Source organism: Corynebacterium sp. MSK150, from assembly GCF_030229215.1.
In the GTDB taxonomy this organism is placed as follows: Bacteria; Actinomycetota; Actinomycetes; order Mycobacteriales; family Mycobacteriaceae; genus Corynebacterium.
In genome coordinates this window covers 58007-80834 of record NZ_JASPHM010000011.1, presented here as the reverse complement: position 1 = coordinate 80834, position 22828 = coordinate 58007, and the positions used below count along the sequence as shown (strand labels likewise).

Here is a 22828-nt window from a genome sequence, read left to right as displayed (position 1 = left end):
TGCCATGTAAAGACACACCACTCTTGGGGCGTGTCGCTACCGCGCTAGGGGGCAAGCTCGTGCTCGCCGCGGCGCTAACGCGTCCACGTCGCGCCACTGTGCGCGACAACCACCGTGCACCCTACCACTAAATTCTCGCCACACCGCAAACCTGGTGGCGAATAAGTATCTTAACTGCGCTTTTAGCGGCTGGCCGGAACCGCGTTGCCGCCGACGCGTCCACGGTTATGGCGCGAGCGAGCATGCTTATTCTTGCCGCCAAATAGGCCGAGTGCGCCAATGATTCCGAGCAGGGCTAAAAGTGCGCCGAGGCCGATGGCAACCCACCGCACGATCTCCGCTACGCGGTCGCGCGGGAAATCTGCCGCCTCTTTGAGCAGCGCCTGCTGGTCCTCTTCTGAGGTAGAGCCATTAAAGACGAAGGCACGCTCGCGGCTCACGCCCTCGCGGTCCGCGTAGTAATCATCGATGTCCATTTCCATGCCCACCACGAGGCCGGTTTGTTGATCCACGTAAAAGTCGCGGCTGCCGGAGTGGGTCAGGTAGCCCTGCTCCTCGCCGCCGCCTTCCTTGGGCAGGCTGGTGGTATTTCCATCGGCCGCATACAGCTGCGCCACGTTGGTCGGCTCAATTTCTTGGTGGTAGCGGTAGACCGTGCGGCCGTCCATCGTGGTCTCTTCTTCAAAGACCGCATCGACGGCCTTGCGCAGCGTCGGATCAAAGACAGGGTAGTTAGTCTTCTCTGCGTCCGCTGGGAACTTGAGCCAATAGCCGTCCACAGTCACCGTGTCGGGCGGGGTCGCAAGCGTGTGGCTCAACGTGGCCTCCCCCGCCGCCTCGCCGCTCAGACGGTCCACGGGATAGCTCCACACCTGGGCCTGGCTTAGATCATTGAGGCCCTCCCCCTCGCCGCGCATGCGGGTCTCACCGATGCGCACGGTGGCCTTCTCATCGTCCGAGGGCTCTTGGATATCCATGTTGATTTGGTACGTCATGGGGCCCGAATACGGCGTAGTGCCGTCCTTGGACAGCTGCTGCGAATCCGCAGAATCATCGCGCAGTGTCCACGTACTGTTTTTCAGGTTCAGCGGCAGCCGCGGGGAGTAATCCAAAAACGCCGGCGCCACAATACCGGCGGCGATGAGCGCGACGCCGAGGCCTAAGAGCAGGACGGAAAAAATGCGGGACTTGGGCAGCATGGGGGCTAATTCTACAGCCCTTGGCGGTGATTCCTTGTTTCTACAGGCCCGCGGTGCCCTCCCTACCATCCTTCCGGCACAAAGAAACCCATATTGCGGCCACAATCCTCCGGAAGTCGTGCCACCTACGGCGCCCAACGCGGCCGCTTTATAGGGCGCGACCTCCCCCGCACAGTTCAATCACTGTGACAGGAAGAATCCGCCAAGGCACAAAACGAGGAAACCCCCATCCTCCACCGCGTAGAGCGATAGAAGTGGGGGTTTGAAAGCGTAAAGCTCAGTGAAATTACTTGAGCTCGACGGAAGCGCCAGCCTCTTCCAGCTTGGTCTTAGCAGCCTCAGCGTCGTCCTTGGAAGCGCCCTCGAGGATAGCCTTAGGAGCACCCTCGACCATTTCCTTAGCTTCCTTCAGGCCCAGGCCGGAGACGATCTCGCGGACAGCCTTAATAACGCCAATCTTCTTAGCGCCAGCGTCGGTCAGAACGACGTCGAACTCGGTCTTCTCCTCAGCGGCAGCAGCGCCGCCCTCAGCCGGAGCGCCAGCTGCAACAGCAGCAACCGGAGCAGCAGCCTCAACGTCGAATACCTCTTCAAATTCCTTAACGAACTCGGACAGTTCGATGAGGGTCATTTCCTTGAAAGCTTCAATGAGCTCGTCCTTGGTGAGCTTAGCCATGATGGCAAGTCCTTTCTGTGTTGTGTGTGCGCTGCGCGTGATTTATGCCGCGCACACGGTGTTGTAATTGTGCGTCTGTTGTGACGACTTAAGCTTCTGCTTCCTTCTTGTCCTGCAGAGCTGCGACGGTGCGTACAGCCTTGGTTGCAGGAGCGTTGAAGAGAGCGGCTGCCTTCGCCATAGAACCCTTCATAGCGCCAGCCAGCTTTGCGAGGGTGGTCTCGCGGTTGTCCAGCTTGGCGATGGCCTCAACCTGGTCGGCAGACAGTGCGTTGCCGTCCATGTAGCCACCCTTGATGACGAGTGCCTTGTTGTCATCAGCAAACTTGGTGATGACCTTCGCAGCATCCACTGCCTCGCCCTTGATGAACGCAATTGCGGTCGGGCCAGTCAGCAAATCATCAAGACCTTCGATGCCAGCTTCCTTGGCAGCGATCTTGAAAAGGGTGTTCTTGGCGACGGAGTATTCAACGTCAAAGCCCAGATCGTTACGCAGCTCCTGCAGCTGGGATACGGTCAGGCCGCGGTACTCGGTCAATACGACAGAGTTAGCGCCAGCCAGCTTCTCCTTCAGCTCTGCCAAGTCTGCAGTGTTCTTTGGGTTTGCCATTGTCTCTCGCCTCCTTCCAAAACATCTCTTTTATTATTCCGCCGGGGCCTTCCTCGCTTCGGTTGCCCGAAACAACAAAAGCCCCGTGCAAGAGCACAGGGCGCGCGACATAAGAGAATGCCGCGAATAATCGCAAAGTGTCTCCTGCGTGGGCCGCCTCCTAGGATGGAGAACCTTCGATCCAAATGGATGACCAACGGTCTTCGGTGAACTTTGACTCGGCCGTGAAGTGGCCGTTCAAACTTCGTGGAAAACACTACCTCCCCACTTCGGTTTCTCCAAATCGCCGTGTGCTCCGCGTAGCATGGCCGCTATGACCAGCCTGATGTGGTTCCGCGATGACCTGCGCCTGCACGATAACCAGGCCCTTTCCCGCGCGGCCGAGGCCGCCTCGCTTGGCGACGCCCCCTTGATCGCCGTCGTCCTCGACGAGCCCGCCTATCCCGGCACCCGCCCGCTGGGCGGCGCGACCACGTGGTGGCGCGAACGTTCCCTCTACGCCCTCGCCCGCGACCTTGCCGACCACGGCGTAGAACTCATTCGCGCCGCCGGCGATGCCCGCGAGGAAATCCCCCGCCTCGCCGCCGAACTGGGCGCCACCACCGTCACGTGGACCCGCCGCTACCACGGCCCGCTGCGCGAGGTCGATGCCACCGTCAAGGAAACCTTGGCCTCCCAGGGCATCACCGCGACGTCCTCGCCCGGCTTCACCCTGGTGGAGCCCTGGGAGGTCACCAATGGCCAGGGCCAGCCCTATAAGGTCTTTACTCCTTTCTCCAAGGCCGCCGCCTCCCAGGTGGCGGGAGATGAGCCAGAGGGGGTGCCGGAAATGGGGGCGTCGGCAAGCAGTGCATCTGCCTGGTCCCAGCCCACCGAACCGGCATGGGCCGCATCCCTGGCCGAGCACTGGACGCCCGGCGAGACCGGCGCGCGAGAGCGACTAGCCCAGCTGGACTTGCCCAACTATGCCGAGGAGCGCGATATCCCCGCGCTCAATGCCACCTCCCTACTCTCGCCCCACCTGCGCTTTGGCGAGGTCTCCCCGCGCGAGGTGTGGTTCGCTGCGGCCGAGGAGCCAGGAGCCGCAAAGTTCCACTCCGAGCTGTTGTGGCGCGACTTTGCCTGGCACCGCCTCTACCACCTGCCCAATCTCGCGACCGAGAACGTGCGGGAGAAATTCGACCGCTTCGACTGGTCCTGGGATGACCCACGGCTCAAGGACTGGCAGGCCGGCACTACGGGCATTCCGCTTGTCGACGCCGGAATGCGCGAGCTCTGGGCCACCGGGTACATGCACAATCGCGTGCGCATGGTGGTGGGCTCCTTCCTCACCAAGAACCTGGGCATCCACTGGCGCCTGGGCGAGGAGTGGTTCTGGGACACCTTGGTGGACGCCGATGCTGCCTCCAACCCGTTTAATTGGCAGTGGGTGGCCGGCTGCGGCGATGATGCCGCGCCCTTCTTTCGCATCTTCAACCCCGAAACGCAGGCCCAGCGCTTCGACCCTAAGGGCGAGTACGTGCGCCGCTGGGCGCCGGCGCTGTCCGCCCCGCCCATCGTGGACCTGCAGGAATCGCGCCAAGCCGCGCTCGATGCCTATGCGGAGATCAAGGACTGAGCCGGCGGAAAAGGTGGACGTAAAGGTCTACCATGGAGCCAATGATGAGCCCCAGGATTCATTCTCAAGCGCACCCGCCCATTGGCAATACCCCGCTCATGCGAGTGGAAGCGATTAGTCCCCGGCCGGATGTCCACCTCTATCTCAAACTCGAACAATTCAACCTCGGCGGTTCTGCCAAAGACCGGACGGCACGAGCACTGATCCAGGCGGCGCTTACTGCCGGCGATATCCGCCCGGGTTCGACGCTGGTGGAATCTTCCTCCGGCAATCTGGGCATGGCTCTAGCTCGCCAAGCCCCGCTCCAGGGGATGAAGTTCCATTGCGTGGTGGATCCGCGGGTCAACGCCTCCACGGTGGCTACCATGCGGGCCTACGGCGCACACGTGGAATTGCTCGACCACCCCGATCCAGAAACCGGTGATTGGCTCACCGCCCGCCGCACCCGCGTGGCCGAGCTTTTGGAAGAGATCCCCGATTCTTTCAACCTCAACCAGTATTCCAATGAAGCGGCCTTCCACGCCCACGCGGAGGGCACCATGGCGGAGATTGTGGACCAGCTCGGTCAGGCGCCCAGCCATCTGCTCGTGGCTATGAGCACCACCGGAACCCTTGGCGGCTGCGTACGCAAGCTCTCTGAGATCGGTGCCGATACCCACACAATCGGCGTTGATGCGGAAGGCTCCGTGCTTTTTGGCGGTGAGCGCGGCACCCGCATGCTGCCTGGCTACGGCGCCGGAATCGTAACCGATCTATCCACCAAGTTTTCGCCTTCTTCCGTGGAGCGGGTTCCGGATCTCGATGCCATCGTTGCTGCCCGACAGCTCGCTCAAGCAGAGGGCCTACTGCCCGGCGCTTCCGGCGGTGCCGTCATCGCCGCCTTCCAACGCCTCGCACCCTCCCTACCGGCAGGGGCCGAAGTGGTTGCCGTGCTGCACGACGCCGGCCAGCCTTACCTGGACACCATTTATAACGACTCCTGGGTGTGCGAAAACTTCGACATTTCGCCCGCTGAACTAGCCGCGCGCATCGAGGGGTCGGCGCAGTGACCTCTTCTCGTTCTGCCCGCCGCATTGCCATCATTGGAGGTGGCCCGCGTGGCCTGTGGGCCGTCGAGGAACTCATCGAGCGCGCCCGCGTTCCACTCGATGTCACCGTCTTTGATCCCTACCCCGCCGGTGCGGGCGCTGTCTACCGCCCGCAGCAGCCGCCGCAGTGGCGCCTCAACGTCAACTGCGCCATCGTCACCACGGCCCACGATAGTTTCAACGCCTGGCGCACCCGCCGCGGTGAAGTCACCACCGATGCTTTCCCGCCGCGGGCCCAGGTGGGCCAATTCCTCACCGATACCTGGTCCGCAGCAGTGCGCCGCGCACCGGCCCACGTTCGCATCCGGCACCTGCCGCACCGCGTGACCGCGGTAGGCGCCGAAGGAGAAGGGTTCATGGTCGATGGCGCCCCCTTTGACGAGGTTCTAGTCTGCACCGGCCACGACCATCTCCACGCAGGTTCTTTGGCCTATGAGGCCTCCTGCGTACCGGTCACCGGTCTCTACTTCGGTGCCGATCTCCCCAGCTCCGCACAGCGAATCGGCGTACGCGGTGCCGCCTTGAGCTTCATCGATGTATGCCTGCTATATGGCGATACCGCCGAAACCATCTACCCGGTTAGCCGCAGCGGGCGCTTCATGGAGGTAAAGCCCTCTCCGGAGACACCGCTGCCGGAGGTATCACCGCGGTGGCGGCAGGCCTGCGCGCATATCGACAACGCTGCGGAGCTGCGTGAGATCCTCATTGGGGCTGCAGGCGAGTTCGGTGACTTCTCAACAGCGGACCTCGCCGCCGTTATCGATGGCCAGGATTTCACCGGCGATGCCGTCGCTGAGCTCGAGGCTTCCCTACGTGCGGCCGAAGGTAGCGGTCCGCTCACCCCAGCCGCGGCCGTGGGTGCCGCGTTTCGCGGGGTTTTCCAAGACTGCGTCGATTGGCACAAGGCGCATGGCCCCATGCCCGGCTTCCGCGAACTTTCACGCACCCTTGAGCGCGTGGCTTTTGGTCCGCCACCGGTCACAGCTAGGCGTCTGCTCGAGCTGATCCACTCCGGTGTGGTAAATACCGACTACCTCGGCACGCCTGAGCAGATAGATTCCTGGCGGGAAAAGGGCGGCGTGGACCTGCTTATTGACGCCACCGTTGCTCCCCAAGCCACCCCCTCCCCCTTCCACGACGTTGCTGGCGTGGTGGAAATTGGCCGGATGAATGAACTCTCCCTGCCCGGCCATGACTCCCTTAACCGTTCCGTGCACGATGACATCCCCCGCTGGGCGGAGAAAGTAGGAAACCCATGACCACCACCCCTGTAGAACCACTACCCGTCCACGGCACCGTCCCCTTGCGGGCCCGGTGGGAACGATGGATGCGTGGGCTCGTCGAAAACCCGCAGCACGTCAGCGCATTGACCTCGCGCTACGGTTCTCCGGTGAACGTGTTGAATCCCGCTCCGCTGCGCCACAATGCCCAGGAGTTACTCGATGCGGGCGCTTCCCACGGCGTAAAGACTCAGGTGTTTTTCGCACGCAAGGCCAATAAGGCGCTGTGCTTTGTCGATGCTGCACGCGATGCCGGGCTCGGGGTGGATGTAGCCAGCGAGAACGAGCTCCGCCAAGTGCTCGACCGCGGTGTCGCCCCAGAGCGCATCATCCTCAGCGCCGCTATCAAAACAGATGGCTTGCTCCGCCTCGCGGTTTCGCGGGGAGTTACTATCTCTTGTGATTCTCGCGCCGAGTCCCGCCGCATCGCCGCCATCGCGCGGGATTTAGACACCACCGCGCGCGTGGCGCCACGCCTGGCTCCAGATCCGGACTCCTTACCTCCCACCCGCTTCGGGGAGAGGCTGCCGGCATGGCGGCAAGCCGAGTGGCCACAGGAGCTTCGTGTTGTGGGCGTCCACGTGCACCTGCATGGCTATAGCGAGGCCGACCGCCGAACCGCCCTTGCAGAGGCTATTGCTTTGGTCGAGCACGTACGCGCATTAGGCCAGCCCGCTAGTTTCATCGATATCGGCGGCGGCGTACCCATGAGCTACCTAGAATCCCGCGAGCAGTGGGAGAATTACCTCGAGCGCATCGCCTCCCAACGCGCTGGTACCGGTGAGCCGTTCACGTGGAAAGCGGATCCGCTCTCCAATACTTACCCCTTCTGGCAGGAGCCGACCCGCGGTCAGTGGCTAGACCAGCTCCTCTCCGGCGAGGTGCTTGGCTACGGCACCGCTGGCACGGCGCTGCGCGAGCGGGACATCGCACTTCACCTGGAGCCCGGCCGCAGCCTCCTCGACGGCTGCGGAGTTATCCTCACCGAGGTGAGCTTCCTCAAAGAACGCTCTGATGGCCTGCCCCTTATCGGCGTGGCGATGAATCGCACCCAATGCCGGACCGCCGCGGATGACATCCTGCTCGACCCCCTGCTGGTACCTACGGCCGGCCCAGTAGAGGAAATCTCCCGCGAGCCACGCACCGGCTTTGTGGTGGGTGCCTACTGCATTGAAGATGAGGTTATCCTGCGCCGCGAACTGGACTTCCCGGATGGCATTGCCGTGGGAGATACCCTTGCCATTCCGAATACAGCCGGATATTTTATGCACATCCTGGAGTCTGCTTCGCACCAAATTCCTTTGGCACGCAACGTCTACTTCGATGGCGGCGATTGGGTGCCAGACGATATTGACGCCGTGTAGCTGCAGGCGGGCTAAGACATAGAAAAAGGGCTTCGAGGCAATCCTCGAAGCCCTTTAACTTTGAACGCAGTGCGTTAGGACTGCTTACGCGGTGTAATCCTTGACCACGGAGCCGTCAACCGGGATGCCCGGGCCGGAGGTGGTGGAGATGGTAGCGCGCTTGATGTAGATACCCTTAGCGGAAGAAGGCTTCAGGCGCTGGATCTCGTCCATGAGAGCGCCGTAGTTCTCAGCCAGCTTCTCAGCATCGAAGGATGCCTTGCCGATGATGGCGTGCAGGTTGGCAGCCTTATCAACGCGGAAGGAGATCTTGCCGCCCTTAACCTCAGAGATTGCCTTAGCAACGTCTGCGGTAACGGTGCCGGTCTTCGGGTTCGGCATCAGACCACGCGGGCCCAGGACGCGAGCAACGCGGCCAACCTTGGCCATCTGATCCGGGGTAGCGATAGCAACGTCGAAGTCGATGTTGCCCTCGTTGATCTGCTCGATCAGTTCAGCGGTGCCGACGATGTCAGCGCCAGCTTCCTGAGCGGCGGTAGCCTTCTCGCCCTCAGCGAAGACAGCAACGCGAACGTCCTTACCGGTGCCGTTAGGAAGGGAAACGGTGCCGCGAACCAGCTGGTCAGCCTTGCGCGGGTCAACGCCCAGACGGAAGACGACGTCAACGGTGGCGTCGAAGTTCTTGGAGGAGGTCTCCTTGGCCAGCTTGGTAGCCTCGATCGGACGGTACAGGCGGGACTTATCAACCAGTTCCGCAGCGGCCTTATAAGCCTTAGACTTGGTGCTCATTTAACAATTCCTTTTCTGGATTGGTGTGGTGTTCGGCGGGCCGTAGCTGGCCCTACCACATAAAGTTTTTACTTCTCCGGTGCGCCATCAACGGTGATGCCCATGGAGCGGGCGGTACCGGCGATGATGCGGGCGCCGTTCTCGATGTCACGTGCGTTCAGGTCCGCAAACTTGGTCTCTGCGATTTCCTTGCACTGATCCCAAGACACAGAGCCGACCTTGTCGGTGTGTGGGACGCCGGAGCCCTTCTGGATGCCAGCGGCCTTCAACAGCAGCTTAGCTGCCGGCGGGGTCTTCAGCTTGAAGTCGAAGGAACGGTCCTCGTAGACGGTGATCTCAACCGGAACCACGTTGCCACGCTGGTTCTCGGTAGCGGCGTTATAAGCCTTGCAGAACTCCATGATGTTGACGCCGTGGGCACCCAGTGCCGGGCCAACTGGCGGTGCCGGGTTAGCGGCGCCTGCCTCGATCTGCAGCTTGATGAAGCCGGATACCTTCTTCTTAGGAGCCATCGAATTACCTCTTTCCTGTGTTACCGGGATGTCCGCCACGATGAATAACGGGATCCCGTCCGGATGCTCACCTTCAGTGGGCCACCGGAGGATGAAACGTTTTCTTATACGCACGCCAAAGGCGCACGGCGTTCCAGTTTAGAACACCGTGCGCCCTGCACAAAATCACTTTTTAGGAGATGCGCTCGATCTCGGTCGGCGACAGCTCCACCGGGGTCTCGCGGCCAAAGATGGACACCAGGCCCTGCATCTTGCCGGTCTCCGGGTCGATCTCAGAAATGGTCGCGGATACGGCGGCCAGCGGGCCGGACAGGATGGTCACTGCCTCGCCCACCTCGAAGTCGTGCGCGTACTTCTTGGCCTCTTCCTTCTCCGGCATAGCCACAACCTGCTCGCCCTCTGCCTCGTTCGGCGCAGCATCGCCCTTGGTGGACGGCGCCTCGTTCGGCATGAGGAACTTAGCCACGTCGCGGGTCTTGACCGGGGTGGCGTTGCCCTCGTTGCCCACGAAGGAGGTCACGCCTGGGGTTTCGCGGATGACGGACCATGCGGCGTCGTTAAGCTCAGCACGAACCAAGACGTAGCCCGGCAGCAGCTTGCGCTTCACAATCTTCTTCTTGCCGTCCTTGGTCTCCAGGACCTGCTCAATAGGAACAACGACCTCGAAGATGGAGTCTTCTACCTCGAGGGTCTGGGCACGCATGTCCAGGTTGGTCTTTACCTTGTTTTCGTAGCCGGAGTAGCACTGGATGATGTACCACTGGCCCGGCTGCTTCTTCAGCTCGCGGGTAAAGGCGCGCAGGCGCTTGCGGTAGGCGGCATCCTCGGATTCGTCTTCGCTGGCCTCAGGGGCTGCACCCTCGGCCTCTGCTTCGGTCGCTGCCGGTTCCGCTGCGTCGGCGGACTCGCCTGCAGCGTCGGTGGACTCAGCCGTTCCTTCAGCTTCTTCCGCTGCCGGAGCGGCTGGGGTAGCGTCCTCCTGCTGTGCTTCTTCTACGGAGCTAGCGTGCTCTGCCGCCTGCTCTTGCACGTTGGACTGCATTGCCTCTTCCAGGGAGGTGCCTACGGTTTCGACGTTGTTTTCGTCGCTCATAATTCTTACTCCAAAAATTCCTCGGCGCGTTGCGTAGGACCAGCCTACCCGCCCGCGTATGGGCAAAAAGTATCCCGCCGTTCCTTTAGCGGAAACAGCGGGATAAAAGATTATGCGCCTATCTTACTAATCTGAGAGAACCTGCTCAACTCCGAGACCAGCCAGGGTGTCAACGCCCCAGACCAAAACGGTCAGCACGATAAGGAACGCAAAGGTAATGAGGGTGTACTGCAGCATCTCCTTAGCGGTAGGCCACACCACCTTCTTCATCTCGGATGCGACCTCACCCGGGAAGGCGGCTACGCCACCACCTGGGGTGTCATCGTGGTTCTTATCCTCGACGCGGACGACGTGCTTATCGGCGTAGTCCGCGGAGGACGTGGTAGCCGCACCAGAGAGCTGACGCTTACCGGTCGGGCGCGATGCACCCGAATTCTTCGGCTGCTGCTCATCGCTCACAGCTAACCCTCCTTGGGAACTAAATCTAATAGGGCGCTTAACGCGCACCTCCATAACTTTGTCAACCCTAGCAAAGCTTGCACAGCATGAAAAGCTGACCACGGCATTTGCCGGACGTGGCCTTGACAACATGTGGGCGGGCTAAGCGTCACGAAGAAAATAGGGCATGAAGAAACCCCGCCACCTGAGGTGACGGGGTTTACTATGCAGGGGCGACAGGACTCGAACCTGCAACCTACGGTTTTGGAGACCGTTGCGCTACCAATTGCGCCACGCCCCTATTCTTTTATTCCTCAATGCCTCAGCATCAAGCGTTGAAGACCTTACCAGAGCCATAGTTCCAATCCGAAACTAGGCACAGCCTGGACTACCTTCAGCGCGGTAATAAAAAAGCGCCCTGCGGGCGCCTTTCTTTCCCGGTAGCGATGGCGAGAATTGAACTCGCGACACAGCGATTATGAGTCGCTTGCTCTACCACTGAGCTACACCGCCATATTCACCTTGGGGGAATTTCTTCCTCCGAACATGAATGGAGCCCCCTGACAGAATCGAACTGTCGACCTTTTCCTTACCATGGAAACGCTCTGCCGACTGAGCTAAGGGGGCACATCCTAGCGTTGAACACATCGCTATTTCGTTGTGCTCTCCGTTGCGGACTCCAATAATCTAACCTGCTTTCAACGTTTTACACAAATCGCCACGTCAGAGCCCAAAAATGCAGATCGTTTTAAGCGTCTTTTCGATCCTTTTGAAAGCAGTTGAATGAACGGCATGGCAGCCCACCCCTGCGGGCCGCTCGGCCACGCCTCCTGTCGTGCGCCAGCAGCCATGCGAAGGCATGTGGATTGGGGGGTGGGAAAAAGGGGCGTCGGCAAGCGTGGCACTACTCACCGCGGGCAGTGACCCCGGCACGGACGCTGGTGGCTGAGTCCAGTGAGGCTTTCCGCAGTTGTTGAAAAGCCGCAAATACGGCCGTTGACATGGGGTCCTGAGGGTTTAAGCTGGGTCTGTAAAATCCCCCCACCCCATGCCAAGGAGCGAAGATATGCCCGCTACCGATATTGCCACCCCACACATCAATCCGCAGGGCGCGCCCATTGCGGAAACCATCCTCCTGCCCGGTGACCCGCTGCGCGCGAAGTTCATCGCCGAGAACTTCCTGGAAGATACCGTCCAGTTCAACGGTGTGCGCAATATGCTGGGGTTTACCGGCACCTATAACGGCAAGCCCATCTCCGTCATGGGCTCCGGCATGGGCATTCCCTCCATCGGGATCTACTCCTGGGAGCTCATCCACAACTACGGCGTAAAGAAGCTCATCCGTGTCGGCTCCATTGGCGCCATGCAGGAAGACATTGAGCTGCACGATGTCATCGTTGCTTCGTCGGCCTCCACCGATTCCAACTTCCTGAGCCAGTACAACCTGCCGGGCAGCTACGCCCCCACCGCCTCGTGGAAGCTCCTCAAGGCTTTGGTGGATCAGGCCGAAAAGCAGCAGGCCCATATCCACGTGGGCAATGTTTTGAGCTCGGATATCTTCTACAACTTTGACCAGAGCGTGAACGAGCGCTGGGCGCACATGGGTGTGCTCGGCGTAGAGATGGAATCCGCAGCACTCTATGCCACCGCGGCTGAGGCCGGCGTCGACGCCCTGGGACTTTTCACCGTGGCTGACAACCTGGTGCACGATACCCACCTCTCCGCGGAGGAACGCCAGACCGCCTTCCGCACCATGATTGAACTCGCGCTTCCCCTGAACGCGCTCGACTAAAAGGAACCTCTCCCCCGTGACTTCCACCCACCCCACCGCTTCCCCGCAGGACAAGCGGCCAGGCTCCGCAGTAAACCCCAAGGTTGCCGTACCTATCCTGCTCTTTGTCTTCGTCTTCTCGCTGGTTATTGATAACGGCTTTAAGACGATGACCATGCCGATCGCCGAGGCGCTCGACATCTCCGATACCACCGCCTCCCTTCAAGCTTCCCTCGCAGGCGTGATTATCGGCATCGGCGCCGTGGTCTACGCCGCGCTGGCGGATTCCATCTCCATCCGCAAGCTCATGCTCACCGGCGTTGTCCTCATCGCCGTGGGCTCGCTTTTGGCCTTCGCCTTTTCCAGCTTCTGGCCCATGGTGCTCACCGGCCGCCTCATCCAAACCACCGGCCTTGCCGCCGCAGAGACGCTGTATGTCATTTACGTGACCAAGCACTTGGGCGAGGCCGATCAAAAGACCTACCTCGGCTTTTCCACCGCCGCCTTCCAGGCCGGCCTGCTCATCGGCGCGTTGACCTCCGGCTTTATTTCCACCTATGTCTCGTGGACGGCGATGTTCCTCATCCCGCTCATTCTCATCCTGGCCATCCCGCCGATTATCAAGCTGGTGCCAGAAGATGAGGCTGTGGAAGGCCACCTCGACGCCCTGGGCCTGTTTTTCATCGCGGTCTTCGCCACCGGCCTGACCATGTTTATGCAGGAATTCAACTGGGCATGGCTCATCTTTGCTCTCCTTGGCGTCGTAGGCTTCATCATCCACATCGGCCGCGCCAAGCACCCCGTGGTCACCCCGGAGTTCTTTACTAACGGCCGCTACGTGTGGACCATCCTCATGGTCTTCTTCGTCTACTCCACCCAGATGGGCTTCATCTTCCTGCTGCCATTTGCCGCGCACGACCTGCATGGCATGAACATCGATAAGGCCTCCCTGCTGATGATCCCGGGCTATGTTTGCGCCATCCTCATCGGTATTTTCTCCGGCAAGATCGGTGCGGTTTTATCCTCCCGCGCCACCATCTACACCGCCTTCGGCCTGGTTGCCGGCGCACTAGTGGCGGCCGCGCTCTTCGTGCAGCTTCACGTCGCCGTACTCATCCTGGCCATCGTGGCCTTCGCCTCTGGCTTTGCGCTGATGTACGCCCCGCTGGTCAATACCGCGCTGCGCAATATCACCGCCGCCAAGTCCGGCATCGCCATCGGCTTTTATAACCTGACCATCAATATCGCCATCCCGCTGGGCATTGCCTATACGGCAAAGCTGCAGGACCTCACCAGCTATAACACCGTGCTGTGGATCCTCGCGGCCGTCGCCGCCATCGGCATTGCCCTGTACATCGTCTCTGACCTCAAGATGGCCCGTTCCGAATCCCGCCTCACCCGCTAAGGAGAACAATTATGACTTCCCGCACCGACGTTGCTTCCATCATCGACCACACCCTTCTCAAGCCGGAGGCCACCCCGGAACAGTTCCGCGCCTTGGTGAATGAGGCGGCCGAGCTGGGCACCTATTCCGTCTGTGTTTCCCCGTCCGCCCTGCCCATCGAGGTTCCTGATTCGCTGCATATTGCCACCGTCGTGGGCTTTCCTTCCGGTGCCGTAAAGCCGGAGATTAAGGCCGCTGAGGCGGCCCGCGCGGTTGCTGATGGCGCCGAAGAGGTGGACATGGTCATCAATATCCCGCTGGCCATCGAGGGCCGCGCCGAGGATCTGCAGGCCGAAATCCAGGCCGTGCGCGATGCTATCCCAGGCAAGGTGCTCAAGGTCATCATCGAGTCCGCCGCGCTTTCCGACGACGCCATTGTCCTCGCCTGCAAGGCCGCCGCAGCCGCCCAGGCGGATTTTGTCAAGACCTCCACTGGTTTCCACCCGGCCGGCGGCGCCTCCGTACACGCCGTTAAGCTCATGCGCGAGACCGTAGGCGACAAGCTGGGCGTGAAGGCCTCTGGCGGCATCCGCACCGCCAAGGACGCCTTGGCCATGATTGAGGCCGGCGCAACCCGCCTGGGCTTGTCTTCCTCCGCCCAGATCCTCGAGGAGCTCTAAGCCATGTCACAGGCCGCCACCGTGGATTATGACTACGCCCGCACCTGGGCCGAGCACGACCCCGATCCGGACACCGCCCGCCAGGTGATGACCTGGATTGAAGAGGGCAATACCGACGAGCTCGCCGCCGCCTTCGCCGGTCCCCTCGCCTTCGGCACCGCGGGCCTGCGCGCCGCCGTGGGCGCGGGCGAGTCCCGCATGAATCGCGCCGTAATCATCCGCACCACCTATGGGCTAATCTCCTGGCTCAAACAGCACGTGGACACCCCAGTGGTAGCCATTGGTTGCGATGCCCGCCACGGCTCCGCGCAGTTCCAGCGCGATGCCGCACAGGTCATCTCCGCGGCCGGCGGCAAGGCCTTGGTTCTGCCAGCGCAGAACCCCACTCCGCTGACCGCGTTCACGGTCCGCTCGCTCAAGGCGGATGCCGGCATTATGGTCACTGCCTCGCATAACCCGCCGGCCGATAATGGCTACAAGGTCTACCTGGGCGGCCGCATCGCCACCGGCCCAGCAGAAGGCGTACAGCTGGTCTCTCCCGCCGATGCCGAAATCGCCACCGCCATCGCCGCGGCACCCCATGCCGATGAAATCCCGCTAACCACCGAGAACATCGCGGACGTCGATACCCGCGCCGAGTACCTCGACCGCGCCGCGCAGCTCGTGGGCACACAAACCGATGTCACCATCGCGCTGACCGCCATGCACGGCGTCGGTGCCGCCTTGGGCGAAAAGCTACTGACCCGCTGCGGGTTCCGCGTCTCCCTGGTTCCTGAGCAGGCCCAACCGGATCCTGATTTCCCCACCGTCTCCTTCCCCAACCCGGAAGAGCCTGGCGCCCTCGACTTGGGCATCTGCCACGCTGAGAAGATCGGCGCCGATATTCTTATCGCTTATGACCCGGATGCGGATCGCTGCGCCGCCGCCGTGCCCACTTCCTCTGGCTCGTGGCGCCAGCTCACCGGCGATGAAACCGGCGCCCTTTTGGGCGACTATCTTGCCCGTCAGGGCGCGACAGGCAACTTCGCCAACTCGCTCGTCTCTTCCCGCCTGCTCGGGCGCATCGCCGCCCACTATGGCCTCGGCCACGAGGAGACCCTCACCGGTTTCAAGTGGATCGCCCGCACCCCGGACCTCGCCTTTGGTTATGAGGAAGCCATTGGATTCTGCCCCGACCCCACCGCTGTCCGCGACAAGGACGGCGTCGCTACCTCCGTAGTGCTCGCCAGCCTCGCGGCCGAGTGTAAGGTCGCAGGAACCACCTTGCTAGAGCGCCTAGAGGGCATCTACGCCACCGTTGGCGCCCTCTACACCCAGCCGCTGACCTTCCGCGTCGATGACCTCAGCATCATCGCCCAAGCGATGGATAAGGTCGCTTCCACCCCGCCCACTGAACTGGCTGGCTCCCCCGTAGCAAAGGTGGAGAAATTCGCCCAAGGCTCCAAGTTCTTCACCGACAACGATGACCGCGTCATCGTGCGCCCCTCCGGCACCGAGCCGAAGCTGAAGTGCTACCTCGAATCCCCCGACGCCGACCGCCTCGATGCTATAGCGGCCGACCTGCGCGCCTACTTCGGGATTTAAAAGATGTAGCCGCAGGTACGACGGAACCCCGCAAGCTTTTGCTTGCGGGGTTCATTCTGTGCCAGGTAGAAGATTCGAACTTCTGAAGGCAATGCCGGCGGATTTACAGTCCGCTCCCTTTGGCCGCTCGGGCAACCTGGCATGCACTGTGTGGTGCGAGTAAGTACTTTACTACGAACCACCCTCCCACCTACAAATCGCCAGCGCATGGGGGAAGAATGGGCGGGAAAGAGGGGCGTCGCCAAGCAGCTAGCCCACGCGGCGCACCGTGTAATCCGCCAATTGACGCAAGGCCTGGCTCGCGGAGTTCTCCGGTAGCACGGCGAGCTGCTCCTCCACCGTGCGCAGGTAGGCTTTGATGTCCTCCAGCGCCTTCTGACGGCCACCAGATTGGTGCAGCAGCTCGATGGCGCGCTCCACCTCGGCGTCGGAATGCAGCGGGCCAGTAAGCAGCTCACGCAGCTTGTCGCCCACTTCGCCCTCTTCCTCCAAGGCGTAGAGAACCGGCAGGGTAAATACGCCCTCGCGCAGGTCCGTGCCCGGGGTCTTACCGGATTCCTTTGGGTCAGAGAAGATGTCGATGACATCGTCCACAATCTGGAAGATCATGCCGATGGCACCACCAATGCGGTGCAGGGCTGCGGCATGCTCGGCCGAGGCGCCGGAGTGGTAGGCACCCAGGTAACCAGCAGAGGCGATGAGCACCGCGGTCTTTTCACGGATAACGGCCGTGTAGTGCTCCACGGCATTGGCCTCACCCGCGCCGATGGTCTCGCGCATCTGGCCGGTAACCAGCTCTTCAAAGGTATCGGCAAAGTGGCCCACGGTGTGGGTATCCAGCTCGCTCATCAGGCGGGACGCGTGCGCCAAGAGCGCATCGCCGGCGAGGATGGCCACGGAGTTATTCCACCGCGAATTGGCAGACTCCACGCCGCGGCGGCGGTCCGCCTCATCCATGACATCGTCATGATAAAGGGTGGCCACGTGCACCATCTCCACGACGGTGGCGGCCTTAACAACCTCTTCGCAGCCCGGACGCGGACCATACTCGGAGGCCAACAGCGCCATCATGGGGCGAAAGCGCTTGCCACCGGCCTGTGACAGGTGGCTGACCTTATCCTTTAAGAAGTCCTGGCCGCGGTCGATTTCACTGCGCAGCTTGTCTTCTACTGCTTTCATGCCCGCGCCAATGCGCTCATTGAGCTGCGGATCACCAAGATCCACGTGCGTGGCATGCGATTGACCGTGAGTCATTAAATAGTGTTCCTTGCAACTAAAAGCCAGAGATAATCGACTACCTACCGTAGTCCAAACTGCGCCCCTAAACACACTCGAGGGGTCGAACTCATGCAATGATAGTCCTCATGTCGGAGCAGATCGATTCCCAAACCTATGTCGAGGTCGCCATCATTGGCGCTGGGCCGGCCGGAGCCGCCGCCGCGATTCATGCCGCACGCGCCGGTTATGACACCCTCCTTATTGATTCCGCGACGTTTCCCCGCGATAAAACCTGCGGCGACGGGCTCACCCCGCGCGCAATGCACCAGCTCGATGAGCTCGGCATTGCGGTCAACGCCTCCTATCGCAATCGCGGCCTGAAGCTGCACGGCTACGGCGGCGATATTACCGCGCCCTGGCCGAAGACCTACCCTTCCCAGGTCGGCACGGCCCTGCCGCGCTTCCGCTTTGATGCCCTGCTTGCCGACGCCGCCCGGAAAGCCGGCGCCACCCTCCTCACCGGCACCCCCGCCACCGATCCGGTAATGGAGGGAAACCGCGTGACCTCCTTCCGCGTGGGCGAGGCCACCGTGCATGCCAAGTGGGTCATCGTGGCCGATGGCGTGCGCTCTACCTTTGGTAAGAAGCTCGGCCGCACCTGGCACCGCGAGGAGGTCTATGGCATTGCCGCACGCTCCTATGCTTCCTCTACGCATGCCACCGAGCCCTGGATGCACTCCCACGTTGAGCTCAAGGACGAAGGCGGCGAGGTGCAACCCGGCTATGGCTGGATCTTCCCGCTCGGCGCCGAGCTAGGTCAGGTCAACATCGGCCTCGGCGCGCTCTCAACCGCGCAGCGCCCAGCCAAGATCAACACCAAGAAGCTGCTCGAGTTCTACGCCGCCCAACAGCGCCCCGAGTGGGGACTCGGCGAGATTGAGCACGTCACCTCTGCCCTGCTGCCCATGGGCGGTGCGGTGTCCAACGTCGCCGGCGCCAATTGGATGATCATTGGCGATGCCGCCGCCTGCATCAATCCCCTCAACGGCGAGGGCATCGATTACGGCTTAGAGACCGCCGCGCTGGCCGTAGCCCTGCTCGGCCCGAAGGATTTCACCCTGGCCTGGCCGGCCGTCTTGCGCGAGCACTACGGCGAGTCCTTCCTCTTGGCCCGCACGGCCGCGCGCCTGCTCACTTATCCGCAGTTCCTACCGCTGGCCGGCCCACTGGCCCTGCGCGGACCCATCGGCCGCATGCTCATGCCGGCCGCCGCGCGCCTGATGGGCAACCTCATTACTGACGATGACCGCGACCTCATCGCACGCACCTGGCGCGCCGCCGGCCGCACGGTCTCGTCCCTTCGCCGCGATACGCCCCTCTGGGATTCAACCGCGACTTAACCCCTGCTCCCCCAGGCACGGGCGGAGCAGCGCCTAAGCTGGCTTTACCGCCGAGTGCAGCGCCACGATGCCGAAGGTAAGGTTCTGCCAGCCGGCCTCGGCCCAACCATTGCGATTGATAACCGCGGCAAGCTCCTCCTGCCCCGGCCACGCACGAATGGATTCCGCGAGGTAGATATAAGCCTCCGGATTAGAAGAGACCAGGCGCGCTACCGGCGGGAGCAGGCGCATCAAGTATTCCTTGTACACGGTGCCAAAAATCGGTACCACCGGGGTGGAAAATTCCGCCACCGCAAGGCGCCCGCCCGGCTTGGTCACGCGCGCCATTTCGCGCAGGCCGAGCTCAAAGTCGTGGATATTGCGCAGGCCATAAGAGATGGTCACGGCGTCAAAGGTGTTATCCGCAAACGGCAGCTTCATGCCATCGCCAGCCACCTTGGGCACGTCGCGCTCACGGCCGGCGGCCAGCATGCCACGAGAGAAATCACACGCCACGCACCACGCACCGGACTTGGAAAGTTCCACGGTGGACACGGCCGTGCCCGCTGCGAGGTCGAGAACCTTCTCGCCCGGCTTAAGGTTCAAACGCTCGCGGGTGCGCTTGCGCCAGTGCGCGTCCTGCCCAAAGGACAGCACGGTATTGGTGAGGTCGTATTTCTCGCCCACGGCGTCAAACATGCGCGCCACATCGAAGGGCTTTTTATCCAGATCTGCCTTAGACACAAATGATCAGTCTAGGCTACGCGGGCGCCAAGGGCACGAGCCGCCCATCGCGGCAGCTCCGGACGCTGGCCCAGAATGGTCAGTGGCACCCGGCGAGTATCCTCCAGTACCTCTTCGTAATAGCCCACGAGCTGCTCGCACAGTGCTTTCCACGTCTTGGAGGAAATGGACTCGCGGGCATTGTCTCGCATTTCCTGGTGGATCTCCGGATTGAGCAGAGCGTCCACCGCATTGGGAAGGTCTTCCACAAAGGTCTGTACATCCAGCAGAAGGCCGTTATAGCCCTCGTCGATGAGGTCTACCGGGCCACCAGCCCGCGGCCCGATGGTCGGCACGCCGGAGGCCTGCGCCTCCTGGATGGACTGACAGAAGGTCTCGAACTCGCCGGCGTGGACGAAGACGTCCAAGGAAGCATAGGCGGCGGCGAGGTCTTCGCCGGACAGCGCACCGGTAAAGACGGCGCCGGGCAGCTGGGCTTCCAACAGCGGTCGCTCCGGCCCATCACCCACGATGACCAGCTGAATATCCTCGCGCCCATTGAGCGCCGAGAGCCGGTGCACGCCCTTTTCCGCGGCGAGGCGGCCGACAAATCCAACCACATTCTTGGTGCCGCTCGGATCCCAGCTGCGGCGCAGCTCGTCAGAGCGCTTGGACGGATGGAATAGCTCCGCGTTCACGCCGCGGCCCCAATGGCGCACATTCTTGATGTGGTGCTTTTCCAAGTCCCGGATGGTCAGTGAGGACGGTGCCAGGGTCATCTGGCAAGAGTTATGAATCGTGCGCAGCCATTCCCACACGCCATAGGCCAGCGCGGAGGCATGGTACTTGGTGGCAAATCCGGCAACATCGGTCTGGTACAGCGCCACGGCCGGTATGCGCTGCTGGCGGGCGGAGAAGGCGCCCGCCGCGCCGAGTACGAAGGGGCTGGCCAGGTGAATGATATCCGGCTTGAAGTCACGCAGCGCCTCATCTACCGCTGTGGTAGGCACGCCCACCGGCAGCGAATCCACCAGCGGCACGCGCACGGTGGGCACACGGTAGATGGGAAATCCTAGGTAGTCCGGGATTTCCTCCTGCCCCTCACGGGCGCCCGGCGCGATGACGATGGCCTCTTGGCCCGTCTCGTGCAGGTGCTCTAAAACGCGCAGCACGGAGTTGGTCACACCATTGACATTGGGGAGGAAGGATTCAGCCACGATCGCAACACGCATGCCACCATCATGGCCCATTTTCTTAAGTTTATGGTGAAGCCAGCGGAAAATCTTGGTTAATTATTTCTCCGCGCGGCGGGTAAAGAAGCTAATCAGCTTCCACATCACGGCCGCGATGAGCGTGGCAACTATCCCTACCGAGAGCGCCGGGATAATGGCCAGAGTCCATTCGCGGCCTTCGACCTTGACCAGGTCTGGGTCGTCTTGAGCGTATTGCACCCACACCTGCTGCCCCTCGCCCAGCCCACTGGGATAGAGCAGCCCGTGCTGTGGGGTGTGGTAAATCCCCTCACTGTCTTGGAAATCCACCGTGGTGCGCAGCATGCCCACATCCTTGACCGTGGCCAAAGCACGCGCGGGGTGGCTGGCGATGGCGTGGTCATTCAGCGCCGGCCCAATGACCATGCCCACCACACCCACCAGCGCGGCTAAATACAGCGCCAGCGTCAGCTGGTGCAGGCGGCGGCGATAGACCGCGGGCGTATAGCGCGGCACCACGGCCGCGTGCGGCTTATGCTGCGGCGGGGCCACTTACTGGCCTACCTTTGCTGTGAGCTTCTCATTGAGCGCCCGGCGCGTGGCACGGGTGGTCTTGGCCTCCACGACGGTAATTCCGGTGGAGTATTCCTTCAGCTCCGCCAACGTATCCAATAGCTCCTGCGGGGTGGTCACCTCGCGGTAGTCTGCTTCATAGGCTTCTGCCAGCTTGCCGACGTCCACCCCATGCGGCGTTCCAAACGCCGGCTCGAAGGACTCGCGCAGCGCATCGGCGCCTTGTTCCAGGGTCTCAAAGATGCCGCCGCCATTGTCATTGGCCACCACGATGGTGAGGTTTTCCGGTCGCGCTTGGTCTTCCGGGATGAGCAGGCTATTTGCGTCATGTAAGAAGGTGACATCGCCCATGAGCGCCATAACTCGCGGGGCGCGCCAGTTGGTGGGATCCAGCGATTGTGTGGCCAAGGAAATGCCGATGGCTTGGGCGATAGTGCCGTCGATGCCGGCCGCCCCGCGCGGCGAGTAGGTATCCACGCCGTCGAAAGGCAGGCCCACCATGGAGGCATCACGCACCGGGTTCGAAGCGCCGAGCACCAGGGTGTCATTGACGGAGAGCGTATCGCCCACCGCGGCCGCGACGTGCAGCCCGGTAAATCCCAGTTCTTCATCCTCGAGGGTCTCGCGCACGGCTTGCCCAGCCATATCGGTTGCGCCTTCGCAGATCTTCATCCACTCGCGGCTCGGCTCACCGGTGACCTTGACGGTGGTGCCAAGCCGAGCGTCTTGGCCGCGCTGGTTGGTGAAGTCCTTGGTGCGCGAGAGCACCACCAGCTCAATATCCGGATCGTTCATCAGCGCTAGCACGCCACGGTGCAGCGTCGGATGCCCTACGACGATGACCTGCTCCACCTTGGTATTGACCACATAATCATTCGCGGAGACCTGCGCCTTGCGGAAGATATGTGCCGCCGCCGGATGCACCGGATGATACGGGCCCGGCGCGCTCGGCTCCGCAATGGTCGGCACGTCTTGGAGGCCTTCTACCTCCCAGGCCTCGTCGCCCGCAATGACCAGCGTGTTCTTGCTCAAATCCACGGCCACCTCACCGTGGTCGACAAAGGCTGGTGCGGCCTCGCGCACGCCGTCGCCGGAGGTGTGGTCTGGCAGGGTGGCGCTGACAAGCGGGGCATCAAAGGCCACATTGATGTGTACCTGTAGGTCTTCGCGGAAACGCTGGGCCATAGCCGCGATATCGTCCGCGCCGGTGACCTGGGTGGTGTCCGCATAGACGCCGAAGATGCCCTGCTGCTCGATGGTCTGCGACGCCCCCGTGCCCACCAGGCGCTCCGGCCGGTCCGCGCTAATAATCGCCAGCGGCGTATGGGAATAGTGTGCCTCCACCACGGCCGGCAAAGTATTGGCTACCGCAGTTCCCGAGGTCATCACCACGCCCACGTGGCGGCGCTGCACCCGCGCCATACCCAGGGCGGTAAACGCTCCCCCGCGCTCGTCCAGGCGGGTGTGTACGCGGATATCATCACGCGCCAGCAGCGCCAGCGACAGCGGCGCGTTGCGGGAACCAGGGCACAGGACGACATCCGTGAGGTGGCGCGCCAGTTGGGCGGCTACCTTCTCAGCCAACTGCATCGATTCATTCATGCCGCCCGATTTTACCTGCCCGCGCGCCATTTCCCT

The 22828-nt window shown here is 62.1% G+C and carries 21 protein-coding genes and 4 tRNA genes; 9 read left to right on the top strand and 16 right to left on the bottom strand.

The features are described from left to right. Positions 1-182: 182 nt before the first annotated feature. From pgfA to rplJ, 3 genes are all read right to left on the bottom strand, one after another. Positions 183-1199, bottom strand: a complete 1017-nt coding sequence (pgfA, locus tag QP941_RS08335) for a cell envelope lipid trafficking protein PgfA (RefSeq protein WP_284868656.1) — start codon at positions 1197-1199, stop codon at positions 183-185. A 286-nt stretch (positions 1200-1485) separates the two neighbouring features. After that, positions 1486-1875 (bottom strand): 50S ribosomal protein L7/L12, encoded by a 390-nt coding sequence (gene rplL / locus QP941_RS08330; protein ID WP_023020528.1) that lies wholly within the window; start codon positions 1873-1875, stop codon positions 1486-1488. An 88-nt stretch (positions 1876-1963) separates the two neighbouring features. Further along, the gene (gene rplJ, locus QP941_RS08325; RefSeq protein WP_284768303.1) at positions 1964-2485 is read right to left on the bottom strand and encodes a 50S ribosomal protein L10; all 522 of its coding nucleotides are present in this window, start codon (positions 2483-2485) and stop codon (positions 1964-1966) included. Positions 2486-2798: 313 nt separating this feature from the next. On the opposite strand from rplJ, the gene QP941_RS08320 reads away from it, so the two are divergent. The 4 genes from QP941_RS08320 to QP941_RS08305 are packed head-to-tail and all read left to right on the top strand — an operon-like array spanning position 2799 to position 7835. After that, positions 2799-4103: a cryptochrome/photolyase family protein gene (locus QP941_RS08320; protein WP_284868655.1), complete on the top strand. Its 1305-nt coding sequence runs from the start codon at positions 2799-2801 to the stop codon at positions 4101-4103. A gap of 41 nt (positions 4104-4144) precedes the next feature. Then, complete coding sequence (locus QP941_RS08315) at positions 4145-5152, top strand: pyridoxal-phosphate dependent enzyme (protein ID WP_502869205.1); 1008 nt, start codon at positions 4145-4147, stop codon at positions 5150-5152. Further along, positions 5149-6450, top strand: a complete 1302-nt coding sequence (locus QP941_RS08310; protein ID WP_284868653.1) for an FAD/NAD(P)-binding protein — start codon at positions 5149-5151, stop codon at positions 6448-6450. The genes QP941_RS08315 and QP941_RS08310 overlap by 4 nt, the downstream gene beginning before the upstream one ends. Further along, complete coding sequence (locus QP941_RS08305) at positions 6447-7835, top strand: type III PLP-dependent enzyme domain-containing protein (protein ID WP_284868652.1); 1389 nt, start codon at positions 6447-6449, stop codon at positions 7833-7835. Before QP941_RS08310 ends, QP941_RS08305 begins: the two co-directional genes overlap by 4 nt. A gap of 84 nt (positions 7836-7919) precedes the next feature. Here QP941_RS08305 and rplA read toward each other — a convergent pair whose 3' ends face one another. The 7 genes from rplA to QP941_RS08270 form a co-directional block, all read right to left on the bottom strand. Beyond that, complete coding sequence (gene rplA, locus QP941_RS08300; protein WP_005322897.1) at positions 7920-8624, bottom strand: 50S ribosomal protein L1; 705 nt, start codon at positions 8622-8624, stop codon at positions 7920-7922. Positions 8625-8692: 68 nt separating this feature from the next. Further along, a complete protein-coding gene (gene rplK, locus QP941_RS08295; RefSeq protein ID WP_049358678.1) occupies positions 8693-9136 on the bottom strand; it encodes a 50S ribosomal protein L11 in 444 nt (147 codons plus the stop codon). A 172-nt stretch (positions 9137-9308) separates the two neighbouring features. Beyond that, complete coding sequence (nusG, locus tag QP941_RS08290) at positions 9309-10229, bottom strand: transcription termination/antitermination protein NusG (protein ID WP_284868651.1); 921 nt, start codon at positions 10227-10229, stop codon at positions 9309-9311. Between the two features lie 126 nt (positions 10230-10355). Beyond that, a complete protein-coding gene (gene secE, locus QP941_RS08285; RefSeq protein WP_204610288.1) occupies positions 10356-10688 on the bottom strand; it encodes a preprotein translocase subunit SecE in 333 nt (110 codons plus the stop codon). 207 nt (positions 10689-10895) lie between these two features. Further along, positions 10896-10968 (bottom strand) — tRNA-Trp (locus tag QP941_RS08280). A 140-nt stretch (positions 10969-11108) separates the two neighbouring features. Beyond that, positions 11109-11180: transfer RNA gene (locus QP941_RS08275), tRNA-Met, on the bottom strand. Between the two features lie 38 nt (positions 11181-11218). Then, positions 11219-11294 (bottom strand) — tRNA-Thr (locus QP941_RS08270). Positions 11295-11733: 439 nt separating this feature from the next. On the opposite strand from QP941_RS08270, the gene deoD reads away from it, so the two are divergent. From deoD to QP941_RS08250, 4 genes are read left to right on the top strand one after another with little or no spacing between them, the layout of a single operon-like run. After that, positions 11734-12459, top strand: a complete 726-nt coding sequence (gene deoD / locus QP941_RS08265) for a purine-nucleoside phosphorylase (RefSeq protein WP_284868650.1) — start codon at positions 11734-11736, stop codon at positions 12457-12459. A 16-nt stretch (positions 12460-12475) separates the two neighbouring features. Then, complete coding sequence (locus tag QP941_RS08260; protein ID WP_284868649.1) at positions 12476-13843, top strand: MFS transporter; 1368 nt, start codon at positions 12476-12478, stop codon at positions 13841-13843. An 11-nt stretch (positions 13844-13854) separates the two neighbouring features. Further along, positions 13855-14502 carry a deoxyribose-phosphate aldolase gene (gene deoC, locus QP941_RS08255; protein WP_284766047.1) on the top strand — a complete coding sequence of 216 codons (648 nt, stop codon included), beginning with the start codon at positions 13855-13857 and terminating at the stop codon, positions 14500-14502. A 3-nt stretch (positions 14503-14505) separates the two neighbouring features. Continuing rightward, a complete protein-coding gene (locus tag QP941_RS08250; protein WP_284868648.1) occupies positions 14506-16086 on the top strand; it encodes a phospho-sugar mutase in 1581 nt (526 codons plus the stop codon). A gap of 59 nt (positions 16087-16145) precedes the next feature. On the opposite strand, the gene QP941_RS08245 is transcribed toward QP941_RS08250, so the two are convergent. Together QP941_RS08245 and QP941_RS08240 are read right to left on the bottom strand one after the other, a co-directional pair. Continuing rightward, positions 16146-16227 (bottom strand) — tRNA-Tyr (locus tag QP941_RS08245). 108 nt (positions 16228-16335) lie between these two features. Next, positions 16336-17340, bottom strand: coding sequence for a polyprenyl synthetase family protein (locus QP941_RS08240; RefSeq protein ID WP_284868647.1), 1005 nt, complete (start codon positions 17338-17340; stop codon positions 16336-16338). Positions 17341-17438: 98 nt separating this feature from the next. Here QP941_RS08240 and QP941_RS08235 point away from each other — a divergent pair, with 98 nt between their 5' ends. Beyond that, positions 17439-18704, top strand: coding sequence for a geranylgeranyl reductase family protein (locus QP941_RS08235; protein ID WP_284868646.1), 1266 nt, complete (start codon positions 17439-17441; stop codon positions 18702-18704). A 33-nt stretch (positions 18705-18737) separates the two neighbouring features. Here the strand turns inward: QP941_RS08235 and QP941_RS08230 are convergent, their stop codons facing one another. The 4 genes from QP941_RS08230 to menD are packed head-to-tail and all read right to left on the bottom strand — an operon-like array spanning position 18738 to position 22792. Further along, the gene (locus QP941_RS08230) at positions 18738-19427 is read right to left on the bottom strand and encodes a demethylmenaquinone methyltransferase (RefSeq protein WP_005322922.1); all 690 of its coding nucleotides are present in this window, start codon (positions 19425-19427) and stop codon (positions 18738-18740) included. Between the two features lie 11 nt (positions 19428-19438). Next, on the bottom strand, positions 19439-20638 hold the full coding sequence (locus tag QP941_RS08225; RefSeq protein ID WP_284868663.1) for a glycosyltransferase family 4 protein: 1200 nt from the start codon (positions 20636-20638) through the stop codon (positions 19439-19441). A gap of 60 nt (positions 20639-20698) precedes the next feature. After that, on the bottom strand, positions 20699-21169 hold the full coding sequence (locus QP941_RS08220; protein WP_284868645.1) for a DUF3592 domain-containing protein: 471 nt from the start codon (positions 21167-21169) through the stop codon (positions 20699-20701). Beyond that, positions 21170-22792, bottom strand: coding sequence for a 2-succinyl-5-enolpyruvyl-6-hydroxy-3-cyclohexene-1-carboxylic-acid synthase (menD, locus tag QP941_RS08215; RefSeq protein ID WP_284868644.1), 1623 nt, complete (start codon positions 22790-22792; stop codon positions 21170-21172). Positions 22793-22828: the final 36 nt, after the last annotated feature.